Consider the following 17,689-nt stretch of genomic DNA (forward strand, 5'->3'; position numbering starts at 1 on the left):
CGCGATTCGATCCGCCAAGGCATTCGGATGCAAGATCCGAGCTTTTTATCGCCACTTTGCAATCCCGCATCACGCTTACTTCGCGGGCAATGGCGACGGACTCATTCGTTTCATGCGCCTTCTTTCGAGGAAGGTCCATAGCGTCAAGCCGCCATACGTCGCGTATCGAAGAGTAGTAGAAACGTTGGCGATCCACGCAGCATCTCCCCACTCGATATTCAGCAGCAATCGCACGGCATTCTCCACCGTCAGACCCAGTCCCCACACCAGTGTCATCTTTCGAATGACCGCCACGAGGTCAGGGTTGTCGCGCCACCATTGCTCGAACTGAGCCGTTCCTCCGTCCTGCTCGCGGGAAACAGTCGACCGCCCGAGATAAAACACGAGCGGCCGTGGAAAAGCGAGTGAAATCAAAAACGCGATGCCGATCAAACCCGAGATGACGGGCTCTTCAAAAAGGCGCGTACGCGCGTTGTCGATATAGGACGAAACCGCCAGTGAGAATAACGTGCCGACCAGCACGATTGCGCTTAGCGCATCAAAGTGGCGCAAGCGTAAAAGATCCCAGGTCATCCAGGCTATTAGCGGCAGCGTCGAGGCGGCCAGTGCGCCAAGGTGGCCCCACTGCGGATACGCAAGGTGATAGGCGAGCCACGGGAAGAGCACGTTGATGCAGATCGCGGATAAATATCGGGCCCGGTTGTTCATACGAATTGCCTGAGTGACGAAGTTCGGCGCTGCCGAGGTGCCGGCGCGGTGTGAACAAACACACCCGCGCCACAAACATAATGGCGGTCATCAATGAAATGATAAGACCGCTCGAAAACTTTGGCGCACTTCTTTTGATGTTGAAACAACGAGTACGGCTGAATTCCTAGCGCTGCTTAAGCGCTGCCGCATCAAAGCATCGAAACGCAAGGCTGATGCGTGGCCCGTCAACGCCGCTCATCTTCGGTATGCCGTGATTGTGCGTAAACTGCGATGCGTAGCTCATCATGATCACACTGCCCGCATGCAGGTCCACATTGAGCGTGCGGCCCTTGCCCGACTTCGCGCGGATTGTCATGCGTCGGGTCGCACCCAGCGACAAAATTGCTAAGGGCGCTTTCTGCACCAGCCCTTGCGTCTTGTCGTTATGGGGCGCAACGCTGTCGTTGCCGTCGCGATACAGATTCAAGCCGACGCTGTTGAACTGTGCGCCGGCAATCGCGCGCACTTGGATTGCAGCCTCCATCAGAGGCTCCGGCAAGTCTGGTGCGTCCAGCGAGAAATGCGCCATCAGCCTGGGCACGTCGACCTCGCGTTCGTACATCAGGCGACGCTGATTGCCCCACGTCACTTGGCCAAGCGCCTGCTCAAACCACGCGTGCGCAGTCTCTTGCGTGACCACGTCGGGCAGGTAACGAATCCCGCTTTCGGCGTCTTCCACAAGGTCGAGCGGCACGGCATCGAACAGATCGCTTTGAAGCACGACAATTCCTTTCCTGGTTTTTCCTGGATTCGGCTAATTAATCTGCCGCGAACGGCAATTCACCCTGAACCGATTGCGGCTCTGCGACCTCTGACCCCGCCGGTAGCAACGCCGTCACGCGTACGCCGAGCAAACGCAGCCGCCGGTCCAGCGGCACGCGTTTCAGGCACTCGGTCGCGGCGCGCCGGATCTCTGTTGCATCGGCCGTTGGAAACGGGACCGTCAGGTCCCGCGTGACCGTGCTGAAGTCGTTGTAGCGCAGCTTGATGCCGACCGTGCGACCTTCGTACCCCTTGCGACGCAGGTCGTCGGCTACGCGCGTACACAGGTCGGTGAACGTTGCCGAGAGTTCTGCGCGATCGTGGCGTGCATGCAGGTCGCGCTCGAAGGTGGTTTCGCGGCTCATCGACTTAGGCTCGGAGCTGACCACCACGGGCCGTTCGTCAAACCCCTGCGCCACTTCCAGGAGCCATGCCGAGTAAGTCCGGCCAAAGCGGGCCTGCAGTATCTCCGGGTCCGCGCGCGCCAGATCACCGACGGTCTCAATGCCGATAGCCGCCAGTTTTTCATTCGCCTTCGGCCCGATGCCGTTCACCTTGCGTACGGGCAGTGGCCAGATTCGCAACGGTATGTCGGCGGGGGTGAGGATGGTCAGGCCGTCGGGTTTATCCAGTTCCGAGCCGATCTTCGCCAGCAGCTTGTTCGGCGCGACGCTGATGGAACACGACAGGGCGGTCGCGTCGCGTACGGCCTGCTTGATGCGTGCGGCGGTCTCGGCGGGGTCGCCCGGCAGGTCCGTCAGGTCGATATAGATTTCATCGATACCCCGATTCTCGATTTGCGTGGTGAACGTGGCCACCGCCTCCTTGAAGAGGCGCGAGTAGTGCCGGTACGAATCGAAGTCGGTGGGCAGCAGGATGGCGTCGGGCGCGAGCTGCGCTGCTTTCATCATGCCCATGGCGGAAAACACGCCGAGCGCGCGCGCCTCGTAGGTCGAGGTGGTAACAACGCCGCGGCCCGCGTAATCGCGCAGCCGTTTAAAACGCCGGGTGCCGTCAGCCAGTGTTTCGGGCGTAGCGTTCCTGCCGCCGCCGATCACGACCGGCTGGCCGCGCAGTTCCGGATAGCGCAGCAGTTCAACGGACGCATAAAAAGCGTCCATGTCTAGATGCGCAATGTGCCGCGTGGTTGTCACCGCTGCGCTCCAGCACGCAAGCGGCTCAACGCGATTGATGCGCAAGAAGCGGATGTGCCGATATTTTTGCTGAGATCCGACATGACCCGAATAGCTGTATGGATGTACAGTATTTTACATCAAAAGTGCCGGGCGCAATACGGCAGGTGAGGAGAATTGGTCGGACGGGTGGTCATTAGAAATCAAAGACTTGCCAATAAATTCGATCACGCGCCAGATTAAACAGGACTGAATATATTGGACTTGGCGTCATTTCGCTTGAAAGGATACGGCCGCGAAGACGCGGGAATTCGCCGACGCAAGGTCGCGGTCAAACAGAGGCTCGCCTGCGTTCTGATACGGTTCCCACGTAACTATCAAATGCCGTCACGAGATGCTGGATCGCCTGTTCGAGGTCATCCGCCGACGCTGGCGTTTCAAAAGACGGAATCGTTTGCATCGTTTCCTTCGTCGTCAGGGCTCTCAGCAGTCTGGCGGTCATCTCATCGTAGCGATTGGCACGCTCCCGGTCATATGCGTCGGGTTCCCCGCTCCGAAGGACTTCGATCACCGCGGCGGCGCCGCAAACCACCCGCACCGCGACGGTCAAGTTCCGCAATTGTTCGAGCCGCGCAGATCGCCGCTGGCCCTCCAAAAGCATACGTTCTCTCGCAACTTCAAGCCGTGAGCTGGCCAGACCGGCTTCGCGTTGGAGGCGATCGAGGGAGTCGGTTGATCCTCCAGCCATCCGAAGGACGGCGGACGCGAATGCCATGTTGGCCGAAATCGCGGCTGAGATCGCGGCATTCAGCGCGTTACTCTCCTTCGGCGGCCAGAGAAGAAAACCCGCGGCCACGCCTACGCAGGCACCGACGAATTCATTGGCAAGACGGGCGCCCCCCATCTTACGCGGCGCTCCTTAGCGAAGTGCGGCCGCCACCGCCTCATCAATCTGCAGCGCAAAGCGGGCTTCAACATTGGGCACCGTGAAGCCAATTGACAGTTCCAGATACGCATCGCCAAGCACCAGCTGAACGAATGTCGCTGCCCGCAATGCAGCCGTCGATTTGTTAAATCGCTTTCGCAGAATTTGTGCGGCGAAGGCACGCACGACCTTTGCGCCGTTCTCGTAAAACACTTGGCCCAGTTCCGGAAACCGCTCGGCCTCAGCAACGATGGCCCGATAAAGCCGCAGATAATCCGGCGTAATAAGGCTTCGTGCCAGCATCCATCCCAACTCGCGCAACTCGGCTTCGGGTGCGCCATCGGTTTGCTCGCCCTGGGCTCCGGCGAGCAAGACGCCCACTTGAGCGCACATCTCGCTGACCAGACCCACGAAGAGCGCCTCCTTCGACTTGAAGTGCCGATAGACCGTCTGCTTGCCGACGCCAGCGGCCGCGGCGACATCGTCCATTGTTGCCAAGCCGAAACCCTGGCTTAAAAAAACAGTTTTCGCGCCGTCGAGGATGGCGGACCGCTTACGGCGTTGCAGCGGGCTCAGGTCGGGGAGAGAAGAAGTATCCATGCAAGATAAATAACAGATCGTTGAGTAGTTGACAAGACTGGTCAGTCTCGTTTAGATTGCGTCAAACGAGACCGATGAGTCTCGTTTGTATGACTATTCGACTTCGCAACCCATCCTTGGAGAATGCTTTGAAACTGTTCATGACAGGTGGTACTGGCTTTATCGGGCAAGCGGTCGCGCGCAAGGCAATCAGCCTCGGCCATCAGGTGACGGCGCTGGTGCGCGAGGAGAGTTCGCCGGCCGCGAGCGCGCTGGCACGTCTCGGTGTGACGCTGCATCCCGGCGACCTGCGCGAGCCGCAGTCTTTCGCTGCGACTGCCGGCGCCGCTGATGGCGTGGTGCACATGGCATCGACCAACGATGCTTCTGCCGCTGCTGTTGACGAGGCTGCGGCTGTAGCGATGCTTTCACATCTGCATCCGGGCGCGGCGTTTGTCTATACGTCGGGCACCTGGGTCTACGGCAATACGGAGGGCGAGCCCGCGACTGAAGCATCGGCGCTGAACTCCACACCACTCGTCGCGTGGCGGCCCGCAGTGGAGCAACAGGTGCTGGCGCTGGCAGCACGCCGCTCGATTGCCGCAGTGATCCTCAGGCCGGCAATGGTGCACGGCTACGGCGGCGGTGTCTTCGGCATGCATGCCGGCATGGCCCGTCAGACCGGCAGTGTGAGGGTCGTCGGCGGTGGTCGCAATCACTGGCCGGCCGTTCACGTCGATGACCTCGCCACGGCCTACCTGAGCGCGGTGGAGCAGGCAGCAAGTGGGGACGATCAGGTCGCGGGACAGATCTTCAACGTGGTCGCGGAAGAAGCCGTTGCCGTTGCCGAAATGGGTGAAGCGATTCGGGCCTCGGTCGGTGCGGAGCGCGTCGAATTGTGGCCGCTCGACGATGCTCGCCAGTCGCTTGGGCCGTTTGCCGATGCACTGGCGCTCGACCAGACGGTAAGCGGCCAGCATGCCCGGCGAGTCCTTGCATGGGAACCCCACGGCCCCGGCCTGATTGCGGACCTCTCTGTGCAGAAGCACGATGAGCCAGGCAGCGGAGCATGACGATGGCGTTAAACACTGGATCCTTCGAATCGATTCTCGCGATGATCGTAGCGGTTCTCTTCGCGGTTGCCGGGGTGGTCAATCTCGCAGGACTCGGCGCGGTGAAGCGCGACTTCGCACGCTGGGGTTATCCGGCATGGTTTCGGTTGCTCTGTGGTGTTCTCGAGTTGCTCAGTGCAGCACTTCTTCTTGGACCACCAACCAGAGTGTTAGGCCTGACGCTGGCCGGTGCGATCATGATTGGCGCGCTCTTCACATTGCTAAGAAATCGGGAGCCGTTCCAGCATCTCGCCCCGGCGCTGATCTTCTCGGCTCTCGTTGCGGTGACGGTGGCGGTCCACGCTTGAGGCTTGCTCGCCAGCAGGCGAGTGAGCCCGGGATATGAACCGCGTGCTTGCGCTGGGTGGCGCTTTGTCGAGAACGTGTGTGCGCGAACATTAAAGTTGCGCTGACGCAGGTAGTGTTCGGTAAGCAGACAATAAAGTGCGCGTTAGCCACGGTGATTTGCGCCGCATGTCGGCGCTGCACAGGGATGACTGCCGATATGAAACCTAAACCACTCGCATCATTCTATGAATCAGGTCGTTTGCGCTACCTATAAACCTGCATTGCAACGGGGCCGTCCGTCGACTGGGGTAAAGGGTTCTGTCGATACGATCAGGGCGGACGTCCCTGCATCGAACCCGCGCTGCAATAGCGGTAAGCGGGAGCCAGGCGAGACAGCTTTTACAACGCTTGACGCCGCTGCGGGCGCGTCAATGACAGGCTCCGGAGAGGGCATGCAAAACCACGACTCGTCGTTTGACTCCGCCTTCGCCTCACTAACACCAAGCGACGGTCCCGACAACACGCGATCGCCGTTCAAGAGTGTGTTTCCCCCTACTGGCACCGCACGGGTCGCAGCGCAAGTCGATGTTGAGACTACGCGCGGCAACGCGCTGCGTGGCGCGCGTGTCGCGGCGCCGCAGGTTTATCCGGGCAACGGCGCCATCCGGACAAGCCTGCCGCTTCCGGCTCAGTCGGTCTTTCATGAAGCGTGGTGGCTCGACCTCGCGACCGACGGCAACTGGCGCGCGGCGACTGTGCGGCGGGGTAACGAGATCGTCGGCGAGATGCCGTACTCGCTCGGGCGCAAGGGACTGTGGCGCACGTCGCAGATGCCGCCGCTCACGCGCACACTTGGACCCGTCCTCAAACCTTTCGCAGGCGATCCCGCGCACACGATGCTTGATCGCATTGACATCACCACGCAGCTCATCGCGCAGATTCCGGAAGTCGACAGCTTTTATCAAATCTTCGATCCGCGCGTGGAAGATGCCCTCGCGTTCGGGCTCAACGGTTTTACCGTATCGACGCGTTATACGCTGCAGTTCGCTCCGGAACGCGACGTGGAGCAACTGTGGAAGGGATTGAACGGCAAGACCCGCAACCTGATCCGCACCGCGCAGAAATTTCTGAGGGTTGCACCAATCGAGTCACCTGCCGAATTCAACCGGTTCTACGAATCCAATCTCGCAGTACGCCACCGCTCGAACATCTACGGCACGGAGTTGATGCAGCGGCTCGTCAGCGCGTTCGTCGAGCGGGGCGCGGGGTATCTGCTTGGCGCCTACGACGCGAACGGTGTTCTCGTAGCGGCGATTGGCGTGACCTTCGACTCGCACGCGGCGTACTACCTTCTGTCCTCCCGCAGTCCGAGCGCTCATGGCGGCGCGATCAGCGTGCTGATCTGGGCCGCGATCCAGGATGCGATGAAGCGGGAACTCACCTTCGATTTCGACGGTATCCCCAACGCGAATACCTACCGCTTTCTGAGTGGCTTCAATCCGACGCTTAAGCCGAGACTCGTAGTCGAGCGGCACAAACCCGTCTGGTCGATGGCCAAGGCTGCACGACGCCTGGTCCTACCGAAGAAACCTGGATGGTTCTTGTCGACTATGTGAGGGGATGTGGGTGAGGGAGTTTGACGCGCGGACTTAGGAGCAGCCTTGCCGGCGTTTGTGTTTGTTATTCCCAGGTGCCGCGCCGCTTGTGCTCTGCGATGTATCCGGGCTTGCGCCCGTCGAGAAAGACAGGCTTTTGCGGTGCGCTTCTCTGCTTCAGGCTTCGCCGAGTTCCGGCGCTTGCGCCATGGCGAGAGATGGCCGCTTGTCAGCGATATCTGCATGAGCTGTCTGAGCGGCCGCCGCAGCGTTGTCGGCGGCTTTGTCAGTCGCTTTGTCAGCGGCTTTGCCGGCGCTGGCGCTTGCTCTCGCCGCGCGCATATCGACCAGCTTTTTCGCGAGACGCTTGGCGTAAAACGCCAGTCTCCCCCGCTGCGTGGTAGCAATCTGAAAGCTGGTGTTCGGCAGTACATTGCCCCGGCTCCAGTACGCCTTGAAATCTTCTGTGCCGACGCCGAAGTCGAGATCCATCCCATTTTCCCATGCCCACTTGACGCAGCGCTCCATCATGATCGACCCGGGGGCGAACCTGGAAAATTTGGCGTCGTAGCCCCCGACCAAGCCGTTCACGCACGTCCGCCCAAAGCCCATGATGTATGCGGCGACCGGCATGCCGTCGAGTGTCATCACGAAGACTATCGCCATCGGCTGCGTCTGCGTACCGTCGAGGAGACTGAGCAGAAAGTCTCGATAACCCTGCGAATACAGCCAGGGCCCGTCCTTTTCAGCGCGTTCTGCCCATTCGCGCTTACGCGCGAGCATCCAGTCCACCCATTGGGCGTGCGCGTGCGTATCCCCAGCTTCGAGGGTACGGATTTCCAAAACGCCTTCCTTTTCGAAACGCCTCTCACGCGCGCCAGGCTTCTTCTTCGACAACGTACCTAGCGTGTTGCAGTAAGCCGTCCAGTCCGGCTCCTTGCGCAGTAACGCCGTCGCGGAGATATCCTGCCTCGCTTCGACGAGGCCCGCGTGTCGCGAGGCGAGGTCGTACAGGCCGGCGTCCTTTGCAACATACGGAATAGAGAAGATATCGGCGCGGCAATGCCGGGTCGCGGCTCGCCAGGCTGCATCGAGCGCTGCGCTTGAGCCATTGGCCGTGAGGATGCTCGTGTGTTCGGCGGTACCGGGCGTAAGCGGTTCGAGGACGGTGCAGGCGAACCGCCGGTGGCTCACAAGCGGCCAGACGAGCACGAGTTCACCGTTCTCCCTGTACACGATGCAATGCAGCCGGCGGCCGCGCGTCTTTGCCACCTGATTCCAGCCCTGCCAACAGATGGCGAAAGCCTGGTGATGGCGTCCATCGGCTTTTGACCAGAGCGCATTCCATTCGTCTCGAAGCGCGAGGAAAGCGTCGGGGTCAGTGATGATATCGAGGCCGGATTGCTGGTTGCTCACGTTGTCTTCAGATCGCTGCATGGCAGTGCTCAGGCTGGTTTTATTTGGGCCGTCTCGCCGCTGTCCTCGCGGCATTGCCCGACGCGCTTCGGCGTGCGGGATAGCGGGTCCGGATTCGCGGTTTGCCAAACTTTGAGGCTTGAGACAGGTAGCGTCGGTGCGGTGGTCAACACACCTTGCAGGGCGGTCGGCTGATGCCGGCATCAACTCAGTAGCGCAGTCCACGAAGTATCGAACTCCACGATCAATGGTCGTGCGTCGATGGGCCGTATCGGCGTGGTCGGCATCCTGGATACCGTCGAGCAGATAGCGAACTGCATGCCGTGCTGCGGGTGAATCCGAATAGCCCGGATGTCCTTCTGGCTCAAGCGGTGGTTTGCGCCCGATAATTCACGAAGCCGGTATCTTCGCCGCCCGCACGAACTCGATGAAACGCGTAACCACCGCGTTATCACGCGTCGCCTGCCACGCGAGCCCGACTTGCCAACGGGCGGCTGCATCGCGCAAGGGCAGCACTCTAGCGTCCCGCAAAAGATACTTTGCCCTGGACGGTAAAAATGCAGCACCGACGCCTGCAGCGACAGCCGCAAGAACTGATTGAATATCGTCGGTCTGCTGAATCACCCGGGGCACGAAATCATGCTCACGACACCAATGATCTATCTGTGCTGCCAGTCCGGGCCCACTGCTGCGCGCGAGCGCGATCAAGCCAAGTTCGTTGAGATCATTCAGGTCAGACGGCAGACGCTTCCATTTTGCGTGGTGAGGCACGGCCAGCGCCAATGTCTCACTGAGCAACGGCACACACGCTAACCCGCTATCGGCCGGCATGCGGAGGAACCCGACGTCAAGCTTCCCCGCAAGAAGCCGGCGGGTTTGCTCGGCAGAAGAAAGGTCATTGAGCGACACGCTGACGTTCGGATTCAGCCGTCGAAATTCCGCGATCAGTTGCGGCGCCAAGGTCAAGGTCGTGAGCCCGAGACCTACGCGCAGATATCCACGTTTTCCACTGCTGGCTTCGCGCGCCCGTGCGACGAGTTCATCCGCATCACGTACCAGCGTTTGCGCGCCTGAAAGAAACTCGGCGCCGAAAGAAGTCAGTTCGGCGCCATGCCTGCCGCGTTCAAAAAGCCGCGCACCCAATGTGTCTTCCAACGCCGCAACCTGCTTGCTGAGGGCGGGTTGAGTGACATTAAGCGCTTCGGCGGCGCGGCCGAAATGGTGGAGTTCGGTCACGGTCAGAAAGGCGCGTAAAAGTTTGAGTTCCATTCCATGAAGTAATTGAATGTGTCGAATGATTCATTTTACTTATTGAATACCCGGCGGTCCAATGGACTCTTCATGAACTGTTCAGTCAGGTGGTAAACGATATGTCTCTATCCTCGTCTCCCCCATTCAAGGTTGCGACGGTCCCGCTCATCTCACAGCGCGGGAATGCATCGGATAACGTCGCGAACACGTCAGCGTTGCTTGCGGATGCTGCGCGCAAAGAAATCTCGTTGGTCGTTTTCCCCGAGGCGAGCCTGGCCGGATACGGCGATACCCTGAACCTTCGCCGCCGCGACCTTGTAACGCTCGCCGAGCCGCTAGAGGGGCGCTCGATCGATGCGGTCGCCAATGCCGTGGAACGCACCGGCGTGGCGGCGGGCGTGGGATTTATCGAGCGTGCGCCAGATGGGAGGTTGTTCAACAGCTATGTAATTTGCATGCCGGGCGGTGTGCGTTGTTGCCATCGAAAACTGCTTATGGTCGAACACCCGGGTATCGAATCTGGCGATCAGTACACCGTCCTCGATACAAAATGGGGCGTCCGTATCGGCATTCTGATTGGCGCAGATAATTATCTGGTCGAGAACGTTCGCATGACGGCGATGATGGGCGCGACATTGCTCGTTGCACCGCATCGGACATATGGTTCAGACAGCGATGGGAATGCTGCGTTACAGCGGCTTTCTCCAGCGCAACGAACTCGGCCGCGCACCGTTCCTGGCACAGTCGCCGCAGAAAGCGCCGGTGCAGCGGACTGGTTGCGGCGGTCGTTGATCGCGCGAGCATCCGATAACGGAATGTTCGTTGTCTTTAGCAATGGGTCGGAGTGGGGCAGCAATCAAGGCGGCATGATCATCGACCCTTTGGGGCGAGTGCTGGCCGAACATGGTTCCTCATCCGGCGCGATGGTTTCCGCAGAAGTGGACGCGAGCCTGATAGCGGGGAGTGTCGGCCAACAATGCTTGACGGCCCGTCGCTCTGACAGTAACGGGCCGCTCGTTCGCTCAATGCTTTCCCGCGGCAATTCTTTTACGGAGCGCAGCGGCACCGCATCAAGAGGCGCAATCGCGCTGAGCTTCGCTCAGGTCAGCCGGGCCCGCCAGACCTAGCGTCTCACGCGTTCAGTGTTCCCCATTCGCTTGGCCAATCGCGTCCAGTTCAGCGAGCACCGCATCTGATAAATTCAACTGTCCCGCCTGCAGATTTTCCTTCAGATGCGTAACCGATGACGTGCCCGGAATCAGCAGAATGTTGGGCGAGCGATGCAGGAGCCAGGCAAGCGCCACCTGCATCGGTGTCGCGCCGACCGCTTGGGCAACCGTAGACAGTACGGACGATTGAATCGGCGTGAATCCGCCAAGCGGGAAGAACGGCACGTAGGCAATGCCCTGGCTCGCCAGTTCGTCGACCAGCGTGTCATCTTCCCGATGAACGAGGTTGAAGTGGTTCTGAACGCAGACAATCTTCGCAATGCCCTGCGCCTCGGCGATCTGGGCCGCGGTCACGTTGCTCAGTCCAATGTGGCGGACAAGCCCCTCGCGCTGCAGTTCGGCAAGCGCTGTGACCTGCTTTTCGATCGATCCTTCTGCGGGCGCGTGTATGTTCCCCATGATCCGCACATTGACCACGTCAAGCGTGTCGAGGCTGAGATTGCGCAGGTTGTCGTGGACGCCGCGCCGGAGGTCTTCCGGTTCCATCGCCGGCAGCCACGCGCCGTCGGCACCGCGGATGGCGCCAAGCTTGGTGACGATCACGAGATCATCCTGGTACGGATGCAGCGCTTCGCGAATGATCTGGTTGGTGATGTGCGGCCCGTAGAAGTCGCTTGTATCGATGTGATTGACGCCCGACGCCACCGCTTCGCGCAGAACGGCAATCGCTGCGTCATGATCCTTCGGCGGTCCGAACACGCCGGGTCCGGCCAGTTGCATGGCGCCATAGCCCAAACGACGCACCGGACGACCGGCAAATTCAAACGTAGTTACGGGGGTGGAATTCGGCATGACGTGCTCCTTGGTGAATGTGGCGCCAGTATGGAGGCGATTGCGTTGTTAGATAATCCGATCTAAATTGCACGGGTTGTTTAAAAATGTGAACAGTGACCATGGAATTAAATGATCTCGCCGCGTTCGTTTCAGTCGCTCGCGCCGGCGGTTTTCGCGATGCAGCCCGGATCAGTGGCGTTTCTGCCTCGAGCCTGAGCATCGCCGTGCGCCGCCTTGAGGCGAAACTCGGCCTGCGTCTGCTCAACCGGACCACTCGCAGCGTGGCTCCGACGGAACCAGGGCTGCGTCTCATCGAAAAGCTCGCGCCGTTGTTCAACGAGATGGAGGCCGCGCTGGATGTCCTGAACGGCTTCAGGGACAAGCCCAGCGGTACGCTGAAACTCAACGTGCCGTCGAGCACCGCGCGGATCGTGTTGCCAAGTGTCATCGCGGCGTTCCTGAAGGCTTATCCCGACATCCACGTGGAAGTCGTGGTGGAAGATGGTTTCGTCGATGTGCTGTCGATCGGCTGCGACGCGGGCATTCGTTATGACGAGCGGCTCGAGCAGGACATGATCGCCATTCCGATCGGGCCACGCGTGCAGCGTTTCGCGACGGCTGCGGCACCGGAGTATCTCGATACGCACGGCAGACCCGAGCACCCCCGCGAGCTGCTTTCGCATGCGTGCTTGCGCGGCCAGTTTGCCGGCGGTGCGAAGCCTACGTGGGATTTCGAGCGGGACGGGGAGGTGGTGCGGCTGGATCCTACGGGGCCGCTCCTGGTCCGGCCCGGTGCGGCAATGGATCTGGCAATCAGCACGGCTGTGGCCGGCGTGGGCGTGATTCACCTGTTCGAGGGGATGCTGCGCCCGTATCTGGACAGCGGCGCGTTGGAGCCGATTCTTGAACCTTGGTGGCCGAGCTTTTCCGGGCCATTTCTTTACTATCCGGGGCGTCGGCACTTGCCCGCGCCGTTGCGGGTTTTTATCGATTTCGTGAAGGTGGGTAATTTCTCAGGGAAAAGCACGTAACCTTTGTGACCTGCCAACCGCTGAATCAATGGACCCGATGAAGTCACCGCGACGACAAGGTTCCCGCGGGCGCCCTTGACGTAGAAAAGATAGAGACAGCCAACGCGCAGCGTATGCAGTCCGTAGTTATGCTGAGTCAGCCCGATCTGAGTCACGCCTTCGCTGCCGACGCCTTCATGCATGCTCACCGAAACCCTCTTGGGCAACACCGCATAGCGCACCGGCAGAATAGGTAAGCTCGCTTTCGCGCTGTTCCCGAATTGAGTCAGTTCCGGCATGGCCTTCAGATTCTCGATGGGCCAGTGAGGCGTTCATCAGGGGAGTCTTTTCCGCATCGGAAATACAGCATGCCTACCTCAAGGCCTTCACCGGGGAGCTTATATTTTTTAGTGATTGCGGGTAGATCGATGTTCTTTACGTTCTTCCAACCGAAGCCCGCGAAGATGCTCTCGGCCAAGCGAACGGCGGGCATGAATTTGCGCGAACGGTTGATGGCGATCAGGCCGCTGATCGCCAAAAACAAGATGTTTCCACCTGCAAAAGGTATCAAAAACCTTGACTCAATCATCAAGTGGAGATTTTCGGAAAAAGTGCCTACGATCACAAATAAACCAAGACAGGCCGTCATCAAAACCGAGCTAATAATTAACCACCATTTGACTGTCGCCTTGAAGTGGGCGTATCGTCCACGACTGCAACAGGGGTGCAACGCAGTCACATAATCCGATCTCATAACGCCGAAAGCGTGCCACCCGCCGTTCTCTCGACTGGCAACTACAGTTACTTCGTCACCATTCTTGAACGGTGCGAACGTTAGCCAACCTTCGACAGGCTCCCCGTTAAGTTCGAACTCAACAAAGTCAGCCTCTTCCCGAATATTCATTGCATTCAGCCCGGCAACGGCGGCTCCGCCTTGACCTGCGAGTGCTGCCAATATCGCAGCGGCACCCGTAGCTCTGCGGTCTGCCGGTGTAATCAACAAGTCCTTTACCTGTCTTTTTTGCGGTAACCACTGATCGTCCCACGCAAGAGGGATGTAGTTCCCGGCGGTGCGATGTTCATTGCTGCCTCTGTGTACTTAAACCGACGTTCTCAAGGGCTTTTGCAAAAGCCTCGTTTTACTGTTTTTCCGTCCACAGCGGTTTAGGCGGGGCAATCCCGAACGCGCATTTTTCAAACCACCCTTGAAGATCGTCGTCGAAGAAGTACCAGATCAACCCTTGAATTAATGTGACAGCAATCATCACTTCCCAACCGGCAAGGTGTTACTGAGCCGTTCATCGAGCGAGTCTTTTCCGCATCGGAAGTACAACATGCCCACTTCAAGGCCTTCTCCAGGTTCCTTATATTTTTTGGTGATCGCGGGTAGATCGATACTCCTTACGTTCTTCCAACCGAAGCACGTAAAGATGCTTTCGGCCAAGCGGACGGCGGGCATGAATTTGCGCGATTGATTGATGGCGATTAAGCTGCTGAGTAATAAAAATAATCCGCCGCCGCCGCCTATATAGATCGTCCAAAACAAAGGGTCCAAGACCGCACGTAGACCATCAATGGCAGCGATCGTAAGCGCCATAAGTACCGAACCACTCATCAAAATTAGAGAGAAGATTATCAACCACCAACGGGCGGATGCCTTGAAATGAGCGTATCTCCCGCGACTACAACGTGGATGCAAAGCCACCACGCAGTCATCTCTCACGATGCCCAACACATTCAAAGCGCTTTCTTCGCGCACAGCCAATATTTCGACATGGTCTCCTTCCTTGAAAGGAGAAAATGTGAGCCATCCTTTAACGGGCTCCCCATTAAGTTCGAACTCAACAAAGTCAGCTTCTTCACGAATGTTCATTGCGCTTAGGCCTGCCACCGCAGCACCACCTTGACCTGCCAGCGCCGCCAAAATCACGGCTATACCTGTGGCTTTGCGGTCTGCAGCGGTGTATGCAAAATCCTTTAACTCGCGCCTTTTTCGATAATTCTCGATGGTTCCGCTCAGGAGCGTGGACGCGCCTAGTGTTGCCGTGCTCATTGTCGCCCCTGTGTACTTAAACCGACGGCTTGAAGTGCCTTCGCGAAAGCCTCGCTTTGCTGTTTTTCCGTCCACAGCGGTTTAGGCTGGGCAATCCCGAACGCGCATTTTTCAAACCACGTTTGAAGTTCGTCGTCAGAGAGGTACCAGATCAACCCTTGAATTACCGTGACAGCGACCATCACTTCCCAGCCGGCGAGAAACAGCACGGCTCGCCCGAAGGCCATCATGGCGGCGCGTTCTCCCACCACCTCGACTACGACTTCGCCTGCAGCGATAGCCGCTTGCCGGGCTGCGGCGTCACTAATGCCTGTTGCGACTTTCTCAAGGAACATCACATAACCTTTTCGACCGGCCAGACGCTGGATCAAGGGCGCTGACGAGCTCACTGCTATGAAAAGATTGGCACCCGTGCTGGTGAGCCCAATGAAGCCCTTCATTGCATAAAGCGAAGCTTCGAAATGGTGTCCTTGTCGCCCAGCGTCCCGCGCACTCAGTCCATCCGTCATCGCTCCAATACAAGCCGCTCCCGCCCCTGCAAATCCCCCCAGCGCCTTAAGCACACCCGCACTCTGGCTCGCCTCGCCAAAGATGCTTTTAAGTGGCAACGCTAACTGCAACGTCGCGCCCACCACCGACAACCCCGACGCCATCAACGCTGCGTACTCGCTACTCGTCTTGTCCGACTTCGCCAGCAGCTTTGCAAAGCTCGCCGCCTCGATCAGCAGCACGACCGTCGCGATACGCATGCCCGTGTGCACTTCGACCGAGCCCTTTCCCGACATCACGCTCGCCCACTTCGCGCGCATCGTCTTCGACCCTTCAGTCGCTGCCAATTCTTGCGCCGACTGCATGAACGCAGCATCCGCCGGAATGCCGATCGCCCTGAGTTGCCGCCAGCGGCTCATCAGCGTCACACGCAAAGGTCCATCGATCTTCGCCTGTGCGGCAAGCAGGCTTTTCATATCGGCCTGAGGAATACCAGCACGCACGAGGCACAGGCCGTGAACCACCTTCTCGCCAACAAAGTCACCCAACTGGTCGACGTGCAGCCACTTGAATACGGCCGCCCCGGCACTGGACATGAGCTTGTCCACGCCACTGTCCTGAACCGCTTTCTCGCGCGCGTTGGTTGGCTGAGCCTGATGCGCCAGACCATTGAACTTCTCGTACATCGCCGTGAATGTCTTGAACTGCTCAAGGATTCCGACAAGCTGGCTCGCGCCGTCACCCGCCACCTCAAGCGGCGTCTGCTTGTGCGCCTGCGCTGCGGCCAGCGCCTTTTCCAACTCGCGCCTCGGCTCCGCCTGGTTTAACGCGATCGCGCGCCAGAACAAGTGATCGGGCAAAGTGGGCTTGATCCGGGCCACCAGTTTGTCCAGGAGGTCCGCACCTTCACTTTCAGAACCCAGTCCGAACAGTCCCTCGGCGATGACCTTCTCAAACGCGATACCGTCGCTAAGCTGATGTTCGTCGTAGTCCGAAAGCGTATGCAGAAACACCGCAGCGCCCAGCCACGCCGCTATGTCGGGCGTGCGCTGCGCCTGCAGTCGGCGCACCGTGCCTTGCACCTTGTCGAGCGAATCGCGGAACGCATTGAGCTTGTGGTGATTAAGTTTGACGTCATATTTTGGCCACGCGGCTTCGCCAATTGCCTGAGCCTCAGACGCGCTAATTTTCCCTGCGTCCTTGATGCGCTGCTGCGAATCGGCCATCTCCTCGGACAACAACGATCTGGGCAGAGTGACACCATAGCCACTATTGGGCGGCGTTTGTATCATCGCCTCCAATCCTGCCTGAAAGCCTGAGCACAACTTGCTTTTAAATGCCACTGCGCCTTGCCTGATTACAATTTGCGCGGCGTCGATCGCCTGTATCGCGTCGATCTCAAACCCGCGTTCGTTGTAGTACTGAACAAGCCGACCATTAGCGTCGTTGCGAAAGCCATTCAACTCGTGCACGTTGCCGATACCGTCCCACAAGGCGAGCAGCATCGGCGGATGGCTTTTAGACGGCGTCACTCGACCAATACCGTTCATCAGATCCACCAGCGCCGTACTGGCTGAGTCGGGGGTGGCCTGACGCACGTGCAGCGAATACCGCGTTGTTTCCGCACTCAGCAGCGCCGGTGCGAACGCGCCGTTAGCTGCGCTCAGTTGTTGAGCGGAGGGCTGGAGCCATTCGGGGTTCAGCCCCGGCATGTATTCAACGACCTTGTCGATGCTTTTCGCCGTCGCTTTTGTCGCATGACCGCTTGTGCATTTTGCCGATCCGATCCATTTGGCAGGCTCAATGCGCTGCATCCGTTGTTTGCGCAACGCCGCGTCCGCTGCGTAACGTTTGAAGGTATCGTCAAGCCACTTATGCTCGGAAAACGCGATGTAGACCTCGGTGCACTTGTGTGGCTGCTCAATGGCGATGATGTCCATGGGCAACGCACGATCCTTCTGGACACACGCCGGATGCGTGACCGCTACGGCGGGCAGGGGCATCGACTGCTTCCATAGCCGTCCGTCTTCCGTCACCTCGTACGCTTCCCAGTACGCGTTACCGCGTGCGCCCTTGACGTAGAAAAGATAAACCCAGCCCGCGCGCAGCGTGCGCAGTCCGTAGCTGTGCTGAGTCAGCGCGATCTCGCTCACGCCTTCGCCGCCGATGCCTTCAGGCATGCTCGCTGAAACCATCCTGGGTACCACCGTGTAGCGCACCGGCAGAATCGGTAAGCCCGCTTTTTCGCAGTTCGCGCATTTCGTTGGGGCGGCTGATAACTTTGGCGTTGGTGCGTGTGGCAGGGGAGTGGACATAATTACTT

General features: G+C 59.2%; 17 protein-coding genes. 5 read left to right on the plus strand and 12 right to left on the minus strand.

The annotated features are described in order from the left end of the window. Positions 1–75: 75 nt before the first annotated feature. The 5 genes from GSQ93_RS36420 to GSQ93_RS36440 form a co-directional block, all read right to left on the minus strand. On the minus strand, positions 76–708 hold the full coding sequence (locus tag GSQ93_RS36420) for a VC0807 family protein (protein WP_158941060.1): 633 nt from the start codon (positions 706–708) through the stop codon (positions 76–78). 166 nt (positions 709–874) lie between these two features. After that, entirely contained in the window at positions 875–1,471 is a 597-nt protein-coding gene (locus GSQ93_RS36425; RefSeq protein ID WP_158941062.1) for an alpha-ketoglutarate-dependent dioxygenase AlkB, read from the minus strand. Between the two features lie 37 nt (positions 1,472–1,508). Then, on the minus strand, positions 1,509–2,666 hold the full coding sequence (dinB, locus tag GSQ93_RS36430; protein ID WP_158941064.1) for a DNA polymerase IV: 1,158 nt from the start codon (positions 2,664–2,666) through the stop codon (positions 1,509–1,511). Positions 2,667–2,976: 310 nt separating this feature from the next. After that, positions 2,977–3,549 (minus strand): hypothetical protein, encoded by a 573-nt coding sequence (locus GSQ93_RS36435; RefSeq protein ID WP_158941066.1) that lies wholly within the window; start codon positions 3,547–3,549, stop codon positions 2,977–2,979. Between the two features lie 15 nt (positions 3,550–3,564). Next, positions 3,565–4,170: a TetR/AcrR family transcriptional regulator gene (locus GSQ93_RS36440; protein ID WP_158941068.1), complete on the minus strand. Its 606-nt coding sequence runs from the start codon at positions 4,168–4,170 to the stop codon at positions 3,565–3,567. A gap of 140 nt (positions 4,171–4,310) precedes the next feature. Here GSQ93_RS36440 and GSQ93_RS36445 point away from each other — a divergent pair, with 140 nt between their 5' ends. The 3 genes from GSQ93_RS36445 (at position 4,311) to GSQ93_RS36455 (ending at position 7,165) form a co-directional block, all read left to right on the plus strand. Next, the gene (locus tag GSQ93_RS36445) at positions 4,311–5,222 is read left to right on the plus strand and encodes an NAD-dependent epimerase/dehydratase family protein (RefSeq protein ID WP_254074245.1); all 912 of its coding nucleotides are present in this window, start codon (positions 4,311–4,313) and stop codon (positions 5,220–5,222) included. After that, positions 5,219–5,569 (plus strand): DoxX family protein, encoded by a 351-nt coding sequence (locus GSQ93_RS36450; RefSeq protein WP_254074246.1) that lies wholly within the window; start codon positions 5,219–5,221, stop codon positions 5,567–5,569. The genes GSQ93_RS36445 and GSQ93_RS36450 overlap by 4 nt, the downstream gene beginning before the upstream one ends. A 432-nt stretch (positions 5,570–6,001) precedes the next feature. Further along, positions 6,002–7,165, plus strand: coding sequence for a GNAT family N-acetyltransferase (locus GSQ93_RS36455; protein ID WP_158941072.1), 1,164 nt, complete (start codon positions 6,002–6,004; stop codon positions 7,163–7,165). 156 nt (positions 7,166–7,321) lie between these two features. On the opposite strand, the gene GSQ93_RS36460 is transcribed toward GSQ93_RS36455, so the two are convergent. Continuing rightward, entirely contained in the window at positions 7,322–8,581 is a 1,260-nt protein-coding gene (locus GSQ93_RS36460) for a GNAT family N-acetyltransferase (RefSeq protein ID WP_158941074.1), read from the minus strand. Between the two features lie 369 nt (positions 8,582–8,950). After that, entirely contained in the window at positions 8,951–9,829 is an 879-nt protein-coding gene (locus tag GSQ93_RS36465) for a LysR family transcriptional regulator (RefSeq protein WP_158941076.1), read from the minus strand. 101 nt (positions 9,830–9,930) lie between these two features. Here GSQ93_RS36465 and GSQ93_RS36470 point away from each other — a divergent pair, with 101 nt between their 5' ends. Beyond that, positions 9,931–10,938: a nitrilase-related carbon-nitrogen hydrolase gene (locus GSQ93_RS36470; RefSeq protein WP_158941078.1), complete on the plus strand. Its 1,008-nt coding sequence runs from the start codon at positions 9,931–9,933 to the stop codon at positions 10,936–10,938. Between the two features lie 12 nt (positions 10,939–10,950). On the opposite strand, the gene GSQ93_RS36475 is transcribed toward GSQ93_RS36470, so the two are convergent. Continuing rightward, positions 10,951–11,832: an aldo/keto reductase family oxidoreductase gene (locus GSQ93_RS36475; protein ID WP_158941080.1), complete on the minus strand. Its 882-nt coding sequence runs from the start codon at positions 11,830–11,832 to the stop codon at positions 10,951–10,953. Between the two features lie 101 nt (positions 11,833–11,933). Between GSQ93_RS36475 and GSQ93_RS36480 the strand changes: the two genes are divergently transcribed. Further along, a complete protein-coding gene (locus GSQ93_RS36480) occupies positions 11,934–12,845 on the plus strand; it encodes a LysR family transcriptional regulator (protein ID WP_158941081.1) in 912 nt (303 codons plus the stop codon). Here GSQ93_RS36480 and GSQ93_RS38820 read toward each other — a convergent pair. The 4 genes from GSQ93_RS38820 to GSQ93_RS36495 all read right to left on the minus strand — a co-directional run bounded on the left by GSQ93_RS38820 (position 12,758) and on the right by GSQ93_RS36495 (position 17,681). Beyond that, a complete protein-coding gene (locus tag GSQ93_RS38820; RefSeq protein ID WP_367889810.1) occupies positions 12,758–13,123 on the minus strand; it encodes a toxin VasX in 366 nt (121 codons plus the stop codon). The genes GSQ93_RS36480 and GSQ93_RS38820 overlap by 88 nt on opposite strands. Positions 13,124–13,128: 5 nt before the next feature. Continuing rightward, on the minus strand, positions 13,129–13,827 hold the full coding sequence (locus tag GSQ93_RS36485; protein ID WP_254074247.1) for a putative type VI secretion system effector: 699 nt from the start codon (positions 13,825–13,827) through the stop codon (positions 13,129–13,131). A gap of 261 nt (positions 13,828–14,088) precedes the next feature. Continuing rightward, positions 14,089–14,877, minus strand: coding sequence for a putative type VI secretion system effector (locus tag GSQ93_RS36490; RefSeq protein ID WP_158941082.1), 789 nt, complete (start codon positions 14,875–14,877; stop codon positions 14,089–14,091). Next, the gene (locus GSQ93_RS36495; protein WP_301952116.1) at positions 14,874–17,681 is read right to left on the minus strand and encodes a T6SS effector BTH_I2691 family protein; all 2,808 of its coding nucleotides are present in this window, start codon (positions 17,679–17,681) and stop codon (positions 14,874–14,876) included. The genes GSQ93_RS36490 and GSQ93_RS36495 overlap by 4 nt, the downstream gene beginning before the upstream one ends. Between the last annotated feature and the right edge of the window lie 8 nt (positions 17,682–17,689).

Origin of the sequence: Burkholderia sp. S171 (assembly GCF_009766085.1) — a bacterium.
Classification (GTDB): Bacteria; Pseudomonadota; Gammaproteobacteria; order Burkholderiales; family Burkholderiaceae; genus Caballeronia.

Coding starts and splice junctions, on each gene's coding strand:
- GSQ93_RS36420 (WP_158941060.1), bottom strand. CDS start 708: ATGAACAACCGGGCCCGATATTTATCCGCGATCTGCATCAACGTGCTC.
- GSQ93_RS36435 (WP_158941066.1), bottom strand. CDS start 3,549: ATGGGGGGCGCCCGTCTTGCCAATGAATTCGTCGGTGCCTGCGTAGGC.
- GSQ93_RS36440 (WP_158941068.1), bottom strand. CDS start 4,170: ATGGATACTTCTTCTCTCCCCGACCTGAGCCCGCTGCAACGCCGTAAG.
- GSQ93_RS36445 (WP_254074245.1), top strand. CDS start 4,311: ATGACAGGTGGTACTGGCTTTATCGGGCAAGCGGTCGCGCGCAAGGCA.
- GSQ93_RS36450 (WP_254074246.1), top strand. CDS start 5,219: ATGACGATGGCGTTAAACACTGGATCCTTCGAATCGATTCTCGCGATG.
- GSQ93_RS36455 (WP_158941072.1), top strand. CDS start 6,002: ATGCAAAACCACGACTCGTCGTTTGACTCCGCCTTCGCCTCACTAACA.
- GSQ93_RS36460 (WP_158941074.1), bottom strand. CDS start 8,581: ATGCAGCGATCTGAAGACAACGTGAGCAACCAGCAATCCGGCCTCGAT.
- GSQ93_RS36465 (WP_158941076.1), bottom strand. CDS start 9,829: ATGGAACTCAAACTTTTACGCGCCTTTCTGACCGTGACCGAACTCCAC.
- GSQ93_RS36470 (WP_158941078.1), top strand. CDS start 9,931: ATGTCTCTATCCTCGTCTCCCCCATTCAAGGTTGCGACGGTCCCGCTC.
- GSQ93_RS36475 (WP_158941080.1), bottom strand. CDS start 11,832: ATGCCGAATTCCACCCCCGTAACTACGTTTGAATTTGCCGGTCGTCCG.
- GSQ93_RS36480 (WP_158941081.1), top strand. CDS start 11,934: ATGGAATTAAATGATCTCGCCGCGTTCGTTTCAGTCGCTCGCGCCGGC.
- GSQ93_RS38820 (WP_367889810.1), bottom strand. CDS start 13,123: ATGCCGGAACTGACTCAATTCGGGAACAGCGCGAAAGCGAGCTTACCT.
- GSQ93_RS36490 (WP_158941082.1), bottom strand. CDS start 14,877: ATGAGCACGGCAACACTAGGCGCGTCCACGCTCCTGAGCGGAACCATC.
- GSQ93_RS36495 (WP_301952116.1), bottom strand. CDS start 17,681: ATGTCCACTCCCCTGCCACACGCACCAACGCCAAAGTTATCAGCCGCC.